The organism is Pseudomonas sp. P7548, assembly GCF_013386585.1.
Lineage (GTDB): Bacteria > Pseudomonadota > Gammaproteobacteria > Pseudomonadales > Pseudomonadaceae > Aquipseudomonas.
Map to the genome: position 1 here is coordinate 262,461 of NZ_JACARO010000002.1, position 17,773 is coordinate 280,233.

14 protein-coding genes and 1 riboswitch are annotated in these 17,773 nt (G+C 62.1%); of the genes, 12 read left to right on the top strand and 2 right to left on the bottom strand.

What is annotated here, in order from left to right:
- Window positions 1-35 precede the first annotated feature (35 nt).
- Both HX803_RS01700 and waaA read left to right on the top strand, forming a co-directional pair.
- Window positions 36-926 carry a LysR family transcriptional regulator gene (locus tag HX803_RS01700; protein ID WP_178918658.1) on the top strand — a complete coding sequence of 297 codons (891 nt, stop codon included), beginning with the start codon at window positions 36-38 and terminating at the stop codon, window positions 924-926.
- A 23-nt stretch (window positions 927-949) separates the two neighbouring features.
- The gene (gene waaA / locus HX803_RS01705; protein ID WP_178918659.1) at window positions 950-2,227 is read left to right on the top strand and encodes a lipid IV(A) 3-deoxy-D-manno-octulosonic acid transferase; all 1,278 of its coding nucleotides are present in this window, start codon (window positions 950-952) and stop codon (window positions 2,225-2,227) included.
- Window positions 2,228-2,334: 107 nt separating this feature from the next.
- On the opposite strand, the gene HX803_RS01710 is transcribed toward waaA, so the two are convergent.
- Window positions 2,335-3,774: a TolC family outer membrane protein gene (locus HX803_RS01710; protein WP_176997159.1), complete on the bottom strand. Its 1,440-nt coding sequence runs from the start codon at window positions 3,772-3,774 to the stop codon at window positions 2,335-2,337.
- A 196-nt stretch (window positions 3,775-3,970) separates the two neighbouring features.
- A riboswitch (TPP riboswitch) is annotated at window positions 3,971-4,076 on the top strand.
- Between the two features lie 148 nt (window positions 4,077-4,224).
- Between HX803_RS01710 and thiC the strand changes: the two genes are divergently transcribed.
- Together thiC and cytX are read left to right on the top strand one after the other, a co-directional pair.
- Complete coding sequence (gene thiC / locus HX803_RS01715) at window positions 4,225-6,114, top strand: phosphomethylpyrimidine synthase ThiC (protein WP_178918660.1); 1,890 nt, start codon at window positions 4,225-4,227, stop codon at window positions 6,112-6,114.
- Between the two features lie 144 nt (window positions 6,115-6,258).
- Window positions 6,259-7,548 (top strand): putative hydroxymethylpyrimidine transporter CytX, encoded by a 1,290-nt coding sequence (cytX, locus tag HX803_RS01720; protein ID WP_178918661.1) that lies wholly within the window; start codon window positions 6,259-6,261, stop codon window positions 7,546-7,548.
- Here the strand turns inward: cytX and HX803_RS01725 are convergent.
- The gene (locus HX803_RS01725) at window positions 7,517-8,263 is read right to left on the bottom strand and encodes an RsiV family protein (RefSeq protein WP_178918662.1); all 747 of its coding nucleotides are present in this window, start codon (window positions 8,261-8,263) and stop codon (window positions 7,517-7,519) included. The two genes, cytX and HX803_RS01725, sit on opposite strands and share 32 nt — an antisense overlap.
- Window positions 8,264-8,718: 455 nt before the next feature.
- Here HX803_RS01725 and HX803_RS01730 point away from each other — a divergent pair, with 455 nt between their 5' ends.
- The 8 genes from HX803_RS01730 to HX803_RS01765 all read left to right on the top strand — a co-directional run bounded on the left by HX803_RS01730 (window position 8,719) and on the right by HX803_RS01765 (window position 17,669).
- The gene (locus tag HX803_RS01730) at window positions 8,719-9,336 is read left to right on the top strand and encodes an NUDIX domain-containing protein (protein WP_178918663.1); all 618 of its coding nucleotides are present in this window, start codon (window positions 8,719-8,721) and stop codon (window positions 9,334-9,336) included.
- A complete protein-coding gene (locus HX803_RS01735; protein ID WP_176997154.1) occupies window positions 9,327-9,776 on the top strand; it encodes a DUF1249 domain-containing protein in 450 nt (149 codons plus the stop codon). The genes HX803_RS01730 and HX803_RS01735 overlap by 10 nt, the downstream gene beginning before the upstream one ends.
- A 97-nt stretch (window positions 9,777-9,873) precedes the next feature.
- The gene (cpdA, locus tag HX803_RS01740) at window positions 9,874-10,689 is read left to right on the top strand and encodes a 3',5'-cyclic-AMP phosphodiesterase (protein ID WP_178918664.1); all 816 of its coding nucleotides are present in this window, start codon (window positions 9,874-9,876) and stop codon (window positions 10,687-10,689) included.
- Window positions 10,690-10,893: 204 nt separating this feature from the next.
- Window positions 10,894-11,502 carry a YqiA/YcfP family alpha/beta fold hydrolase gene (locus HX803_RS01745; protein WP_178918665.1) on the top strand — a complete coding sequence of 203 codons (609 nt, stop codon included), beginning with the start codon at window positions 10,894-10,896 and terminating at the stop codon, window positions 11,500-11,502.
- Window positions 11,503-11,547: 45 nt separating this feature from the next.
- Window positions 11,548-13,455 (top strand): DNA topoisomerase IV subunit B, encoded by a 1,908-nt coding sequence (gene parE / locus HX803_RS01750; RefSeq protein WP_178918666.1) that lies wholly within the window; start codon window positions 11,548-11,550, stop codon window positions 13,453-13,455.
- On the top strand, window positions 13,455-14,450 hold the full coding sequence (locus tag HX803_RS01755; protein WP_178918667.1) for an esterase-like activity of phytase family protein: 996 nt from the start codon (window positions 13,455-13,457) through the stop codon (window positions 14,448-14,450). Before parE ends, HX803_RS01755 begins: the two co-directional genes overlap by 1 nt.
- Window positions 14,451-14,520: 70 nt before the next feature.
- On the top strand, window positions 14,521-16,785 hold the full coding sequence (gene parC / locus HX803_RS01760; RefSeq protein WP_176997149.1) for a DNA topoisomerase IV subunit A: 2,265 nt from the start codon (window positions 14,521-14,523) through the stop codon (window positions 16,783-16,785).
- 176 nt (window positions 16,786-16,961) lie between these two features.
- On the top strand, window positions 16,962-17,669 hold the full coding sequence (locus HX803_RS01765) for a membrane integrity-associated transporter subunit PqiC (protein ID WP_176997148.1): 708 nt from the start codon (window positions 16,962-16,964) through the stop codon (window positions 17,667-17,669).
- Window positions 17,670-17,773 lie beyond the last annotated feature (104 nt).

The following is a 17,773-nucleotide window of genomic DNA, read 5'->3' on the forward strand; positions in this document are numbered from 1 at the left end:
GTCATTACCTATCCGAATTAAAGATGGGTTGAGCCATGAGTGTGCAATGGAACCTGGACCAGATGCGCCTGTTTGTCAGCGTCGCCGAGCAGCGTTCGTTTTCGGCCGTGGCGCGTGGTCAGCGCAAGGCGCAGTCGGCGGTGAGCAACGCGATTGCCTTGCTGGAAGCGGACTTGGGGTTGACCCTGTTTGAGCGCAGCAGCGGGCGCCAGCCCACGTTGACCGAGGCCGGCAGCGTGTTGCTGGAGGAGGCACGCGAAGTGTTGCGCCAATGTGAGCGGCTCAATGGTCGGGCACTCTCGCTGACGCGTGGCGAGGAAGCCTTGCTGCGCCTGGCCCAGGACGAAGCCATGCTGTTCCAGCCGGTGCTCGACAGCCTTGAGGCGTTGGCCGGGCAATACCCGCATTTGGAAGTGCAACTGTCCAGCGCTGCCCAGGGTGACGTGGCGCGCAAATTGGTGGAGCGCAAGGCTGACCTGGGCCTGTTGTTCTATCACGACCAGATCCCCGAGGCCCTTGAGCGGCGGGTGGTGGGCAGTGTGGAAATGGTCACGGTCTGTGGCGTGAATCACCCACTGGCGAAAGAGACCTACGTGGATTGCCAACGCCTGGCGCAATTTCGCCAGTTGCTGATGTCGACCCAGACCAGCGTCTACCCCGGCAGTGAGGCCGCGAGCCCTCTGGTGTGGCGCGCCGACAGCTTCTACGTACTGGCCGAATGGTTGATGAGCGGCCTGGGCTGGGCCTGGCTGCCCCGACATATCGTGCAGTACCCGACTTACCAGCAACAGATGGTCGAGCTGGATAGCGAATGGACGCCGCCGGCCCTGGTGGTGGAGCTGGTGTGGCGCCGCGATGAGCACCTGGGCCCCGCTGCGCGCTTCCTGGCCAAACGTTTTGCTGAGTGCTTGCAGGCGATTGACTGAAAAAGCCGATAAACTCCGCCGCCATGAATAGAACTCTCTACAGCTGTCTGTTTTACCTGGCGCTGCCGTTGGTGGCTTTACGTCTGTGGCTGCGTGCGCGTAAGGCGCCGGCCTACGCCAAGCGCGTCGGCGAGCGGTTTTCCTACGGCTTGCCGGTGATGCAGCCGGGCGGGATCTGGGTGCACGCGGTGTCGGTGGGCGAGAGCATCGCCGCTGCGCCGATGGTGCGCGAGTTGCTGCAGCGCCATCCCACGTTGCCGATCACGGTGACGTGCATGACGCCGACCGGCTCCGAGCGCATCCAGGCGATGTTTGCCCATGAACCGCGCATCCAGCACTGCTACCTGCCCTATGACGTGCCGTGTGCGGCCAAGCGTTTCCTTGATCGTGTGCAGCCGAAACTGGCGGTAATCGTGGAAACCGAACTGTGGCCCAACCACATTCACGCCTGTGCCCAGCGCGGAATTCCGGTGGCGCTGGCCAATGCGCGTTTGTCGGCGCGCTCGGCCAAGGGCTATGGCCGTTTTGCCAAGTTGACCGCGCCGATGCTGGCCGAAATGAGTTTGCTGGCGGTGCAGACGCACACCGAAGCCCAGCGTTTCCTGAGCCTGGGCGCCCGCCCGGAAACCGTCGAGGTGACCGGTTCGATCAAGTTTGACCTGACCGTTGACCCGCAGTTGCCGGTGCGTGCCGCCGCGTTGCGCGAACAGTGGGGCGCCAGCGAGCGCCCGGTGTGGATCGCCGCCAGCACCCACGAAGGTGAAGACGAGGTGGTGCTGGCAGCCCATCGCCAGTTACTCGATAGCTACCCAAACGCGCTGCTGATTCTGGTGCCGCGTCATCAGGAACGTTTCGGCCCGATGTTCGAGCTGTGCCAGCAGCAAGGGTTTGCCACGGTGCGCCGCTCCAGTGGCGAGCCGGTCACGCCGCAGACTTCGGTGTTGCTCGGCGACACCATGGGCGAGTTGCTGTTTTTGTATGCGCTGGCCGACAGCGCCTTTGTCGGCGGCAGCCTGGTGCCCACCGGCGGCCACAACCCGTTGGAACCTGCAGCGCTGGCGCTGCCGGTGATCATGGGGCCGCAGGTGTTCAACTTCCTCGAAATCACCGCGATGATGCGCGAGGCCGGGGCGTTGCGTGAGGTGGATGACGCGCAAGGTTTGGCCGAGGCGGTGCGCCAATTGTTCGAGCTGCCGCAGGATGCGCGCAAGATGGGGCAGGCGGGGCTTGCGGTGATGCAGGCCAACCAGGGCGCGTTAAAGCGCTTGCTGGATGGCCTCGATCGTTTGATCAACCGATAACGCTGTGGGAGCTGGCTTGCCTGCGATTGCATCACCTCGGTACTTCAGTTGCACCGAGGTGTCTGCATCGCAGGCAAGCCAGCTCCCACACTGGTTTTGTGGTGGGCTTAATTACCCGGGCGGGCCTTGAGCTGCTCGGCCGCGGCTTTGGCCAAGTCGGGCGGCAGGAAGTCCTTGTCCGGGTTGTAGTCAGCCTTGAGGTAGCGCGTCAGGTCCTGCAGATCCCCCGGGTTCAAGGTGCCCGCGGCCTGCTTCAGGCGCAGGTTGTCGAGGATGTAGTCGTAGCGGCTGTTGTTGTAGTTGCGCACCGACGAGTAGAGCTGGCGCTGTGAGTCCAGTACGTCGACGATGTTGCGCGTACCCACCTGGTAACCGATCTCCGTGGCTTCCACCGCGCTCTGGTTCGAGATGATCGACTGGCGGCGTGCCTGTACCTGTTCCACGTCGGTGTTCACTGCTCGGTGCAGGTTGCGCGTGTTTTCCACCACCTGGCGGCGCAGGCCTTCACGTTGCTGTTCGGTCTGGTCCAGGCGCGAATAGGATTCACGCACTTGCGAGCTGGTCAGGCCGCCGCTGTAGATCGGGATGTTCAAGCGCAGGCCGATAGTGCGTTGGGACACATCGCCCCCGTAGGGCACCGGCAACTGGTTCGGGTTGCTGAAGCCCAACGCATCGTTGTCACCTTTTTCATATTGCGCCACGGCGTCTAGGGTCGGAGCGTGACCGGCCTTGCGCTGCTTGAGGGTTTCTTCGGCGGCGGTCACCGCGTAGTTGCTGGCGAGCAGGTTCAGGTTCTGGCGGCCGGCCGTTTCAACCCAGGCCTTGGCGTCGTTCGGTGCTGGTGGCAGCACCGGCAGCGTGTGAACAATGCCCTGGATGGAGTTGTACTGGCGATTGGTCAGGGTGATCAGCGCCTCGAAGGCGTCATCCACCTGGCGCTGGGCGACGATGCGGTTGGCGCGCGCCGTGTCGTAGCTGGCTTGGGATTGCAGCACGTCGGTCTTGTCCGACAGGCCGACATCGAAGCGTTCGTTGGACTGATCGAGCTGGCGCTTGAAGGCGTTTTCTTCGGCCTTGGTCGAAGCCAGGTTGTCCTGGGCACGCAGTACAGCGAAGTAGTTTTCCGCGCTTTGCAGGATCAGGTTCTGCTCAGTGGCCGAAAGTTGCAGCGAGGCCTGCTCGTTGACGGCTTCGGCAGCCTGCAGCTGGAACCAGCGATCGGCACGAAACAGCGGCTGGCTGAGGGTGGCCCGCCAGGAGTGCGCATCACGGTTGACGGTGGCGGCGGGCTGGTCGATCTGGGTGCGCACGTTGTTGCTGTCGGCGCCGGCCGACAGGTTCGGCAGCAACCCGGCGCGGGCCTGGGGCACCACTTCTTTCTGCGCGCCGTATTGGGCGCGGGCAGCGGCCAGGTCGGCGTTGTTGTTTACCGCCTCCTGGTAGACGCTGACCAAGTCGGTCTTGGCGGACAAGGGCGCTTCTGCTGCCCAGACCATTCCGTTGGTCGCACAAGACACGGCGAGAGCCAGTGAGAGTTTGCGCAGCATGAGGCGATCCCTAGAGTGAATATTACGGCGATAATTTAGCGCCCAAGGCTAAGGCTGGCCATTCCTGGCGTCAAGCCTTGGGGCAGCTCCCGAGTGTAGTGGCCGGATCACGGCACAACAATCCTGCAATCACGCCATTCATCACGCTGAATGCACCGCCATTGGCAATTTGCCCTCGGCATGGTCTAGACTGGCCGCGTTCTTGTCGGGGTGCCTTGTTGGAAGGCTGAGATCGGTAAATACCGGATCCCGTTGAACCTGATCAGGTTAGCGCCTGCGTAGGGAACAAGATTTCTCGTCACCCGGCGAGTCCTCTTGTGCTTCGTCCGGGATGCTGTTCATTTATAGAGCAGCCCTCGTGCGCCAAGCACAGCACTGGTTTCAGTGCGTCCATCCGTCCCAGGTTCGCTCCGACAAAAATCCACCGCCTGGATAGTTGGAGAGCCTGTGATGACGACAAAACTAAAAAATACCGTGCACCTGAGTGAATCGGCCAAGGTCGACTCCGGCTCCGTGCAGCCGTTTACCCGCTCGCAAAAAATCTACGTACAAGGCACCCGCCCGGACATTCGCGTGCCGATGCGCGAAATCAGCCTGGACGTGACCCCCACCGATTTCGGCGGTGAAATCAACGCCCCTGTCACTGTGTACGACACCTCCGGCCCCTACACCGACCCCAATGTGATCATCGATGTGCGTAAAGGCCTGGCCGATGTGCGCTCGCCGTGGATCGAAGTGCGCAACGACACCGAGCGCCTGCCAGGTCTCACTTCGCACTTCGGCCAACAGCGCCTGAGCGACGCCGAGCTGACCGCCCTGCGCTTCGCCCACGTGAAAAACCCGCGCCGCGCCAAGGCCGGTGCCAACGTCACGCAGATGCACTACGCGCGCAAAGGCATCATCACCGCCGAGATGGAATACGTCGCCATCCGCGAAAACATGAAGCTCGAAGAAGCCCGCGCCACCGGCCTGCTCGGCCAGCAGCACGCCGGCCACAGCTTCGGCGCCAGTGTGCCGAAGATCATCACCCCTGAATTCGTGCGCGAAGAAATCGCCCGTGGTCGCGCAATCATTCCGGCCAACATCAACCACACCGAACTGGAACCGATGATCATCGGCCGTAACTTCCTGGTGAAGATCAACGGCAACATCGGCAACAGCGCCCTGGGTTCGTCCATCGAAGAAGAAGTGGCGAAACTGACCTGGGGCATCCGCTGGGGCTCGGACACCGTGATGGACTTGTCCACCGGCAAGCACATCCATGAAACCCGCGAGTGGATCATCCGCAACTCGCCGGTGCCGATCGGCACGGTGCCGATCTACCAGGCCCTGGAAAAAGTCGGCGGCGCCGCCGAAGACCTGACCTGGGAGCTGTTCCGCGACACCCTGATCGAACAGGCCGAGCAGGGCGTCGACTACTTCACCATCCACGCCGGTGTGCTGCTGCGCTATGTGCCGCTGACCGCCAAGCGTGTCACTGGCATCGTGTCCCGTGGCGGCTCGATCATGGCCAAATGGTGCCTGGCGCACCACAAAGAGAACTTCACCTACACGCATTTCGACGAAATCTGCGAAATCATGAAGGCCTACGACGTCAGCTTCTCCCTTGGCGATGGCCTGCGCCCGGGCTCGATTGCCGACGCCAACGACGCCGCGCAATTCGGCGAGCTGGAAACCCTCGGCGAGCTGACCAAGACCGCCTGGAAGCACGACGTGCAAACCATGATCGAAGGCCCTGGCCACGTGCCGATGCAGTTGATCAAGGAGAACATGGACAAGCAGCTGGAATGCTGTGACGAGGCGCCGTTCTACACCCTAGGCCCGCTGACCACCGACATTGCGCCGGGCTACGACCACATCACCTCGGGGATTGGCGCGGCGATGATCGGCTGGTTCGGTTGCGCCATGCTGTGCTACGTCACGCCCAAGGAGCACCTGGGCTTGCCGAACAAGGATGACGTGAAGACCGGGATCATCACCTACAAGATCGCTGCACACGCGGCGGACTTGGCCAAGGGGCACCCGGGCGCGCAGATCCGCGACAACGCCTTGAGCAAGGCGCGCTTCGAATTCCGTTGGGAAGACCAGTTCAACCTCGGCCTGGACCCGGACACCGCGCGTTCGTACCACGACGAAACCCTGCCGAAGGATTCGGCCAAGGTCGCACACTTCTGCTCGATGTGCGGGCCGAAGTTCTGCTCGATGAAAATCACCCAGGAAGTGCGTGAGTACGCGGCCAACCAGCGCATTGAGGCGGTGGACGTGGACGTGGCCAAGGGCTTGGCCGAGCAGGCGGAGCGGTTCAAGCAGGAAGGCAGCCAGCTCTACAAGAAGGTCTGATCCGGGAGCGCGGGCGCCTGTAAGGGCCTCTTCGCGAGCAAGCCCGCTCCCACATTTGAATGTGTTCACAACTCAAAATGTGGGAGCGGGCTTGCCCGCGAAAGCAATCTTTCAAACAACAAATGTCCCTCTGAGATAGCCCCCTTGAGCATTCAACCCAGCACTTATTCTCCTGATATTGCAGTGCCGAGCGACAAGCGCGTCTTCGGCGCCCGCGACCTGTTCTCCCTGTGGTTCTCCCTCGGCATCGGCCTGATGGTCTTGCAAACCGGCGCGCTGCTGGCGCCGGGCCTGGGTTTGTCCGGTTCTTTGCTGGCAATCTTCCTGGGCACCCTGGTGGGCGTGCTGTTGCTGGCCGCCGTCGGCGTGATCGGCAGCGACACTGGCCTGTCCGCCATGGCCGCGCTCAAACTCAGCCTCGGTGCCAAAGGCGCCAGCCTGCCGGCGCTGTTGAACCTGTTGCAACTGGTTGGCTGGGGTTCGTTCGAGATCATCGTGATGCGCGACGCCGCCAGCCTGCTGGGCGCCCGTGCCTTCAGCGACGGCAGCCTGTTGTCCAGTCCGTTGTTGTGGACGCTGTTTTTCGGCGGCTTGGCGACCTTGCTCGCCGTGAGCGGCCCGTTGACGTTCGTACGTCAGATCCTGCGCAAGTGGGGTATCTGGCTGCTGCTCGCCGCCTGCCTGTGGCTGACCTGGAACCTGTTCGCCAAGGCCGACCTTGTCGCGCTGTGGGCCAAATCCGGTGACGGCTCAATGCCGTTTGCCGTGGGGTTTGATATCGCGATCGCCATGCCGCTGTCGTGGCTGCCGTTGATCGCCGATTACTCGCGCTTCGGCAAACGCGCAAAAAGCGTGTTCGGCGGCACTGCGCTGGGATTCTTTATCGGTAACTTCTGGCTGATGAGCCTGGGCGTGGCCTACACACTGGCGTTTGCGCCAAGCGGTGAAGTGAATGCGCTGTTGCTGGCGCTGGCCGGTGCGGGCCTAGGGATTCCGCTGTTGCTGATCCTGTTGGACGAGTCGGAAAACGCCTTTGCCGACATTCACTCGGCAGCAGTCTCCAGCGGCATTTTGTTGCGCTTGAAAGTCGAGCACCTGGCCTTGGCCATCGGTGTGATCTGCACCCTGATCGCCTGCTTTGCGCCGTTGGCGCAGTACCAGAACTTCCTGTTGTTGATTGGCTCGGTGTTTGCGCCGCTGTTCGGCGTGGTGCTGGTGGATCACTTCATCCTGCGCCGTCGTGGCGAGGGCGTGGTTGCCAGCCTGCGTTGGCCGTCGCTGCTGGCCTGGTTGGGTGGCATTGCGACTTACCACCTGCTGGCCAATCTGTATCCGGATGTCGGTGCGACCCTGCCGGCACTGGTGCTGGCAGGGCTGTTGCAATTGGTGCTGGGCCGCGCCGTTAGCGGCGTGCGGGCATCAGCTCAGGCTTGAGTACACCGGTGAGGCGCGCGTAGGGGATGGTCATTTCGATCAGCCCCAACGCGTACGGGCCAATGGTGGCCACGTTGTACTTGAGCACCACGCCGTTGCTGGTCAGCGCCACGTTCGGGGTTTTCTGGAACGGCCAGTTCTTCACGAACTCCGGGTCACGGTCCATCTGCGAGTTGATCAGCCAGCTGTTGTGGGCGACTTTGGCCGTATTCCAGAACGCCTGCTCCTGGCCCGGCAGCAACATGTCGGTCAGGCTCAGCTCTTTGTGCAGGATGCGTGAATAGTTGATGAAGCCACGGCCGGGCTCGCCGTGGGCGGCGCCAGTGTCCAGGTAGCTGGAGACTTCGATGATCACCAGTCCGTCATGCTGCTCACGTACCTTGGCTTGCAGGTACATGCTGTTGCGGTCGGCGGACTCGCGCAGGAACTTGTCCCGGTAGGCATTCAAGGTGGGCGGCACGCTGGCGCCCGGCGTGGTGCGGGTCATCTGCAGCAGGCGCTGTTCCACCAAGGCGTCCAGTTGCGGCTCGGTGGGGAAGTGCACGGTATCAATGTTCACCAGCGGGCAATCCGGGCTGTCGCAGCCGGGCTTGATCTGTTCCGAGGCGTCCGGCGTGGTGTCCAGCGGCTTGAGGTAGCTGGGTTGGAACAGGCTCTGGCAGGCGCCCAGGGTCAGCGCGATACAGGCCACAGAGGCGATTTTCAAAAGCGACATGGAAGTCCTTCGTCTAACGATAAGAGCGAAATTTGTGGAGCTTCGACTACCGACAAAGCAGTCAGTTCGCCACTAAGCTGATTAGTGGGGGCGTTCTCAATTAGTTTCCCCGTCGTGTTGTCGCCTTAAAGCGGGCCAGGCAAGGCGCAGGCCGCAGGGAATGGTGTTCCCTTTTCAAGGCCTGCAACGCAGCATGGCCCGCTTTAAGGCACAACCCGAAGGGCCGGGCCTGTTGCTGCGCAGGGCTGCGTTGCTCGAAGCTTATTTGGAAAACCAAACTACGCTTCTCGCGCCTTGCCCTGCACAGCAGCAGGCCCGGCGCGACGGGGAAACTAATTGAGAATGCCCCCAGAGTTTGACGCCCGCCGTCTATCCCGGCAACTGGAAAGGGGCTGCACCAAGGGGCGGGAGCGCGTTAGGATGGCGCCCATTGCACCGGCACTACGAGGAAGGATATGACGGACATTGCGAAATCGGCGCCGAGCAAGATCGAGATTGTTCAGCGTGACAATGCCTACCAGGGCTTCTACAAGCTTGATCGCGTGCAGCTGCGTCACGAGAAGTTCGACGGCGGCATGAGCCGGGTGATCAACCGTGAGGTCTTTGTGCGTCATGACGCCGTGTGCGTATTGCCTTACGACCCGCAGCGCGATGAAGTGGTGTTGATCGAGCAGTTTCGCGTAGGCGCCATGGGCCGTACCGACAACCCCTGGCTGGTGGAAATGGTCGCCGGCCTGATCGATAAGGATGAAGAGCCGGAGGAGGTTGCACACCGCGAAGCCGAGGAGGAAGCTGGGCTGACGTTCTCCGCGTTGTGGCCGATCACCAAGTATTTCCCTTCGCCCGGCGGCAGTACCGAGTTTGTCCACCTGTACCTCGGCCGTTGCGACAGCAAAGGTGCAGGTGGCGTCCATGGATTGGAAGAAGAGGCTGAAGATATCCGCGTCACCACTTGGGCGTTCGAGGATGCCCTGCAAGCGGTGCGCGACGGCAGAATTTCCAACGCAGCCAGCATCATCGCCCTGCAATGGCTTGCGCTTAATCGCGCGGAAGTGAGGGGGTTATGGCAGTAAAGGCACGGGAACGTTATCGAGTTGACCTGGTGGGGCTGCAAGCGGCCTGCGAGGCCAACTATGCGCGATTGATGCGCCTGCTTCCCGACATGCGCCATACGCCTGAGGCGCGGCGCATTGCCGTGACCCACGGCGACCAGATGCTCGGCGTGCTGACCCTGGAGGTCATGCTCACCTGCCCGTACACCACCACCCTGCGGGTGCGCCAGGAGCACAGCCTACCCTGGCTGCCGGTGCCGCAGTTGGAAGTGCAGGTGTACCACGACGCGCGGATGGCCGAAGTGATCAGCGCCGAACATGCGCGACGCTTTCGCAGCATCTATCCTTACCCCAACGTGTTCATGCACCAGCCCGATGAGAAAGCACAGCTCAATGTGTTCCTCGGCGAGTGGTTGAGTCACTGCCTGGCCCTGGGCCACGAGTTCGAAGTCGTGCGGTAGATGTGAACTGTGTCTGCTTCCTTGGGTTTCCCCTTTGTGTCCTGCCCAGCATAATCACGCCAACTGTCCATTCCTGTGATTGCCTAGGGAGAGCGCCTTGCCGAGCGTATCCACCGTGAGCCCCGATGCTTCGGCGTTGCTGGTGCAACTGTCCGACAGCCACCTGTTTGCCGAGGCCGACGGCACGCTGCTGGGCATGAACACCCGCGAAAGCCTGCAGCGGGTGATCGACTTGGTGTGCGCGCAGCAGCCGCAGATCGACCTGATACTGGCCACGGGCGACCTTTCCCAGGACGGTACGCTGGCGTCGTACCAGCAGTTTCGCGAGATGACCCGGGCCATCGACGCTCCGGCGCGCTGGATTCCGGGCAACCACGACGAGCCGCAGATCATGGCGCACGCCGCCATACACAGCGATTTGCTGGAGCCGGTGGTCGACATCGGCAACTGGCGCGTCACCCTGCTGGACTCCGCCGTGCCGGGTTCGGTGCCGGGTTATCTGCAGGACCAACAATTGCAATTGCTCGCCCAGGCCTTGAGCGAGGCGCCAAACAGGCACCATCTGGTGTGCTTCCATCACCATCCGGTACCGATCGGCAGCGCGTGGATGGAGCCTATCGGCCTGCGCAACCCTGACGCGCTGTTTACCGTGCTTGATCGCTTCCCGCAGGTCAAGGCGGTGCTCTGGGGCCATGTGCACCAGGAAATCGACCGCCAGCGCAATGGCGTGCGGTTGCTGGCTTCGCCGTCCACCTGTATCCAGTTCGCGCCGGGCAGCGAGGACTTCAACGTCAGCGAGCAGGCGCCGGGTTACCGCTGGCTGCGCCTGCACCCCGACGGACGGTTGGAGACAGGCATTGAACGGGTCCAGGGCTTCGCCTTCACCGTGGATTACGGCAGCAACGGTTATTAAAAGCTGAAAACACTGATCAAAATGTGGGAGCTGGCTTGCCTGCGATAGCGGTGTGTCAGTCACACATTTATTGGCAGGTAGACCGCCATCGCAGGCAAGCCAGCTCCCACATGGGATCTTCGGTGTCTTGAAGATTGAGGGCCTCACACACCACCCCGATCCCTGTAAACTGCGCCTCTTTGGCTGATGCACGGAGAGCCCGGCATGTCTGCTTCGATCCTCTATATCCACGGTTTCAACAGCGCGCCGGCGTCCAACAAGGCCACTCAGTTGACTACCGTGATGGGCGCACTCGGCCTGGCCGACCAACTGCGTGTGCCGGCTTTGCATCACCACCCACGCCAGGCGATTCCCCAGTTGGAAGCGGCGATTGCCGAACTGGGGCGGCCACTGCTGGTCGGCAGCTCACTCGGCGGCTACTATGCAACCCATCTTGCCGAACGCCATGGCCTCAAGGCGCTGCTGGTCAACCCGGCCGTCAGCCCGCATCGCATGTTCGACGGTTACCTGGGCACCCAGAAGAACCTCTACACCGATGAAACCTGGGAACTGACCCACGACCACGTCACGGCCCTGGCCGAGCTGGAAGTGCCGGCGCCCCAGGATGCCGCGCGTTATCAGGTGTGGTTGCAGACCGGGGATGAAACCCTGGATTATCGCCTTGCCCAACAGTATTACCGGGCCTGTGCCTTGCGCATCCAGGCGGGTGGCGATCATGGTTACCAGGGGTTTGCCCGGCAGTTACCGGCAATGCTGAGTTTTGCCGGCATTGGCCCTGATCACTATCAATCCTTCGATTTCGCAGCTCTTTGAAAATCGCAGGTCATTTTTTAATCGAACGACTCACGACGAGACCCTATGGCCACTCCCAGCGCTAGCTCCTATAACGCCGACGCCATCGAAGTCCTCTCGGGCCTCGACCCGGTGCGCAAACGCCCCGGCATGTACACCGACACCAGTCGGCCGAACCACCTTGCCCAGGAAGTCATCGACAACAGTGTCGACGAAGCCCTGGCGGGCCACGCCAAGTCGGTGCATGTCATTCTTCACGCTGACCATTCCCTGGAAGTGTCCGACGATGGTCGCGGCATGCCGGTGGACATCCACCCGGAAGAGGGTGTGCCTGGCGTCGAACTGATCCTCACCAAGCTCCACGCAGGTGGCAAGTTCTCCAACAAGAACTACCAGTTCTCCGGTGGCTTGCACGGTGTGGGGATTTCGGTGGTCAACGCCCTGTCCACACTGGTGCGGGTGCGGGTCAAGCGCGACGGCAACGAATACGAGATGACCTTCGCCGATGGCTACAAAGCCACCGACCTGGCCGTGATCGGCACCGTTGGCAAGCGCAACACCGGCACCAGCGTGTACTTCGCGCCGGACCCGAAATACTTCGATTCGCCAAAATTCTCCATCAGCCGCCTCAAGCACGTGCTCAAGGCCAAGGCTGTGTTGTGCCCGGGCCTGCTGGTGACCTTTGAAGACAAAGGCACCGGTGAAAAGGTCGAGTGGCACTACGAAGACGGCCTGCGCTCTTACCTCGAAGACTCTGTCAGTGAGTTCGAGCGCCTGCCCAACGAGCCGTTCTGCGGCAGCCTGGCCGGTAATAAAGAAGCGGTCGACTGGGCGCTGCTGTGGTTGCCCGAGGGCGGCGACAGCGTGCAGGAAAGCTACGTCAACCTGATCCCGACGGCCCAGGGCGGTACTCATGTCAACGGTTTGCGCCAGGGCCTGCTGGATGCCATGCGCGAATTCTGCGAATACCGCAGCCTGCTGCCACGTGGCGTGAAGCTGGCGCCGGAAGACGTGTGGGAGCGTATCGCGTTCGTGCTGTCGATGAAGATGCAGGAGCCGCAATTCTCCGGCCAGACCAAAGAGCGCCTGTCGTCCCGTGAGGCGGCGGCGTTTGTCTCCGGTGTGGTCAAAGACGCCTTCAGCCTGTGGCTCAACGAGCACCCTGAGCTGGGCCTGGCCCTGGCCGAGCTGGCGATCAACAACGCCGGCCGCCGCCTGAAAGCCAGCAAGAAGGTCGAGCGCAAGCGCATCACCCAGGGCCCGGCTCTGCCCGGCAAGCTGGCCGATTGCGCCGGGCAAGACCCGATGCGCTCCGAACTGTTCCTGGTGGAAGGTGACTCCGCCGGTGGTTCCGCCAAGCAAGCGCGGGATAAGGAGTTCCAGGCGATCCTGCCGTTGCGCGGCAAGATCCTCAACACCTGGGAAGTCGATGGCAGTGAAGTCCTGGCCAGCCAGGAAGTGCACAACATCGCTGTGGCCATCGGTGTTGACCCGGGCGCAGCGGACATGAGCCAGCTGCGCTACGGCAAGATCTGCATCCTCGCCGACGCCGACTCCGACGGCCTGCACATCGCCACGCTGCTGTGCGCACTGTTCGTGCAGCACTTCCGTCCGTTGGTGGATGCTGGCCACGTCTATGTCGCCATGCCACCGCTGTACCGCATCGACCTGGGCAAGGAGATTTTCTACGCCCTGGACGAAGCCGAACGCGATGGCATCCTCGACCGCCTGGTGGCCGAGAAGAAACGCGGCAAGCCGCAGGTCACGCGATTCAAAGGCCTGGGTGAAATGAACCCGCCGCAACTGCGCGAAACCACCATGGACCCGAACACCCGGCGCCTGGTGCAGTTGACGTTGGGCGAAGACTTTGCCGAAACCTCGGAAATGATGGATATGCTGCTGGCGAAGAAACGCGCGCCGGACCGCAAGTCCTGGCTGGAATCCAAGGGCAATCTGGCCGAGGTTCTGGGCTGATGCGCACAGGTTTCGCCCTGGCGATCCTGATGTTGAGCGGGTTGGCGGCCACCCAGGTGGCTGCCGCGCCCGTTGCAGAACTGAAGCTGGTGTCCGAGCACCCGGTCGACGGCATGCGCGGCGGCAACCTCTCTGGCTTGGCCCTGTGTGGCAAGGACCTGTGGACGGTTTCCGATCGTGATGATGACCAGATCTACCGCCTGGATATCAGCGCGCCGACCTGGCAGGCCGAAACCGTAAAGATCGACGTGCCACCGGTGCCCGAGTCCGGGTTGCCCTGGGGCCTGCGTTCGCGCACGAAGGTCGCTTCGTTCATTCGTGGCGGCGACCTGGATTTCGAAGGCATCACCTGCGATGCGGCGGGCAACCGCTACATTGTCAGCGAAGCCCATGCGGCGGTGCTGCAAGTGCCGGTCAGCGGTGAGTCGCAGTGGTTGAAGATCGCCCCGGGCATGGTGCGTGAAGCACGGGCCAGTGGCATGTTGCTGCACTTCAATGCGTTGTTTGAAGGCCTGGCGATCAATCCTGAAGGCAATCAACTCTGGTTGGCGGCCGAACGTGAGCGGCGCGGCCTGATCTCGATCAAGCGTGCGCAAAGCGTATGGGACTGCGATGGGCCCTGCGTGTTGCTGAGCGAGGCTGGCCAGGACGTACAGCCGTCGCAGTTCACCAACGCCAAGGCGGTGTCCAAGGACTTTGCCGACTTGGCGCTGTTCAACGGCAAGCTGTTTACCCTGGAGCGCAATGCGTTCCAGATTTGCCGGCGCGATGCGGTCACCGCCAAGGTTGAGCGGTGCTGGTCGTTTGCCGACGAAACCCTGACGCCCGAGCGTCGCTACGCCCAGCCGTATGGCCTGGCCGAAGCATTGGTGGTGGATGCTGACGGTGCCTGGCTGGGCATCGACAATAACTTCGGCCCGCGCGCCGATGGTGAAAAACGCCCGGTGGTCTATCGTTTTGCCGCCCCGGCCGGTGGCTGGAGTGCCCAGCCATGAACGTGAATTTTCTTGAATTGACCCGACGTCGCGACATTTTCGCTGCGTCTTACCAAATGATGAGGCCCGCATGAGTGACATCCTCGCAGACAGCTTAGATGGCGTAGAACGCCGGTCGCTGGCTGACTTCACCGAAAATGCCTACCTCAACTACTCCATGTACGTGATCATGGACCGTGCCTTGCCGCATATCGGCGACGGCCTGAAGCCCGTGCAACGGCGCATCATCTACGCCATGAGTGAGTTGGGCCTGGATGCCGATTCCAAGCACAAGAAGTCGGCGCGTACCGTCGGTGACGTGCTCGGTAAGTTCCACCCCCACGGCGACTCCGCCTGCTACGAAGCCATGGTGCTGATGGCCCAGCCGTTCAGCTACCGGTACACGCTGGTGGACGGCCAGGGCAACTGGGGGGCGCCGGATGATCCCAAGTCTTTCGCCGCCATGCGGTACACCGAAGCGCGACTTTCGCGTTATTCGGAAGTGCTGCTGAGCGAATTGGGGCAGGGCACCGCTGACTGGGGCCCGAACTTCGACGGTACCCTCGACGAACCCCTGGTGTTGCCAGCACGTTTGCCGAATATCCTGCTCAATGGCACCACCGGTATCGCCGTGGGCATGGCCACCGACGTGCCACCGCACAACCTGCGGGAAGTCGCCACGGCCTGCGTGCGCTTGCTCGATGAGCCCAAGGCCACGGTGGAACAGCTCTGCGAGCACATCCAGGGGCCGGACTACCCGACTGAAGCGGAAATCATCACGCCGCGCGCCGACTTGCTGAAAATGTACGAAACCGGCAAGGGCTCGGTGCGCATGCGCGCCGTGTACCACGTCGAAGACGGCGACATCATCGTCACCGCGCTGCCGCACCAGGTGTCCGGCGCCAAGGTGCTGGAACAGATCGCCGCGCTGATGCAGGCCAAGCCGTCGAAGTTGCCGCAGGTTGCCGACTTGCGCGACGAATCCGACCACGAGAACCCGTGCCGCATCGTGATCATCCCGACCAACAGCCGGGTCGACCACGAAGTGCTGATGCAGCACCTGTTTGCCAGCACCGACCTTGAGTCCAGCTATCGGGTCAACGTCAACATCATTGGCCTGGACGGCAAGCCGCAGCTCAAGAACCTGCGCAACCTGCTGGTGGAGTGGCTGGAGTTCCGCATACAGACCGTGCGTCGCCGCCTGCAATTTCGCCTCGACAAGGTCGAGCGCCGCCTGCACCTGTTGGACGGCTTGCTGATTGCCTATCTCAACCTGGACAGAGTGATCCACATCATCCGCACGGCCGAACACCCGAAGGCCGAGCTGATCGCCGAGTTCCAGCTGAGCGAGATCCAGGCCGACTACATCCTCGACACCCGCTTGCGCCAGTTGGCACGACTGGAAGAAATGAAGCTGCGCGACGAGCAGGATGCCCTGCTCAAGGAGCAAGCCAAGCTGCAGGCCCTGCTGGGCAGCGAAGCCAAGCTCAAGAAGCTGGTGCGCAGCGAATTGATCAAAGACGCCGAAACCTACGGTGATGACCGTCGCTCGCCGATCGTTCAGCGCGCTGAGGCGAAAGCTCTGACAGAAACCGAGCTGCTGCCAAACGAGAAAATTACCGTCGTTCTGTCGGAAAAGGGTTGGGTTCGTTCAGCCAAAGGGCATGATATTGACGCCACTGGCTTGTCGTACAAGGCTGGCGACGGGTTCAAGACCGCCGCAGCCGGGCGTTCCAACCAGTTTGCGGTGTTTATCGACTCGACCGGGCGCAGCTATTCGGTGCCGGCCCATACGTTGCCATCCGCACGGGGGCAGGGCGAGCCGCTTACCGGGCGCCTCACGCCGCCACCGGGGGCAAACTTCGAGTGTGTGCTGCTGCCCGACGATGACGCGCTGTATGTGATCGCTTCCGACGCCGGGTATGGCTTTGTCGTGAAAGGCGAAGACCTGCAGGCCAAGAACAAGGCGGGCAAGGCACTGTTGAGCCTGCCGAACAACGCCAAGGTGATCCTGCCGCGTCCGGTGGATGACCGTGATAGCAATTGGCTGGCGTCGGTGACCACCGAAGGCCGCTTGCTGGTCTTCAAGATCAGCGACCTGCCGCAACTGGGCAAAGGTAAAGGCAACAAGATCATTGGTATCCCGGGCGAGCGCGTGGCCAGTCGCGAAGAGTACGTGACCGACATCGCGGTGATCCCGGAAGGCGCTACCCTGGTGCTTCAAGCCGGCAAGCGTACGCTGTCGCTGCGCCCCGACGACCTTGAGCACTACAAGGGCGAGCGCGGCCGGCGTGGTAACAAACTGCCGCGTGGCTTCCAGCGTGTGGATGCTTTGTTGGTAGAAACGCCGGTTTAACGCCGATTAGAGCCCCCGATCTACGATTTAACGCGTAGATCGGCGCTTTGGCGCTGGAGTCATGGCGCATATTCACGGATGATATGGCCTTTCCAACGCCGGCGTGGCCGAGCGTGTTTAGGTTATTTTTAGTATTACATTGTGGTTCGCCTTGTGGCAGCCACCTGGATGGGATGATGACTGCTCCACGCCTTCCTCTAATTTTGATGCTCGCTGGCCTTCTGGGGCTGGCGGGTTGCAGCACACACCAGCCTGTGTCGCTGTACCAGCTGGACAGCGGAAGTCCGGCTCAGCCAGCTCAAACCGCTGGTATGGCCGTATTGCTGGGCCCGGTAGTCGTTGCGGACTACCTGCAACGCGAAACCCTGCTGCAACGTCAGAACGATGGCAGCCTCCAAGGTTCCACTGACGGTCGTTGGGCGGGCAGTTTGTCCTCCGACATCAACCAGCTGATGCTGCGCCAGGTGGCGGGTCAGTTGGACAGCCAGCGTGTGGTGCTGGCGCCTGCACCCACCGGGTTCACCCCGGATGTGCAGGTGTTGCTGACCATCACGCGGCTCGATTCGGGCGCTTCGCAACCGGCGATCCTGGATGCACAGTGGCGTTTGATCGACCGTCGCGGGCAAGTGCGGGACAACCGTATCGTGCACCTGCAGGAAGAACACACCGGTACCACCGCGTCCCAGGTCCAGGCCCAGGGCGTGTTGTTGCAGCACTTGGCACAGCAGTTGTCGGTGGCCCTCAAGCCGCTGGCTAACCAGCCGCCGATTGCCGAGGCACCGCGCAAGCAGGCTCCGGCCCCGGCCAAGCCTGCTGAGCCGCAGAAGCCAAAGATGCCGATGGCCACGCCAATCCGTACGGATATGGAAGTGTTCAGGTTCTAAGCGCAATGCAGATACAAAAAAGGCCCGCTGATTCAGCGGGCCTTTTTGTTTGTACGAGATTTGAGTGACACCGAAGATCAACTGTGGGAGCGGGCTTGCCCGCG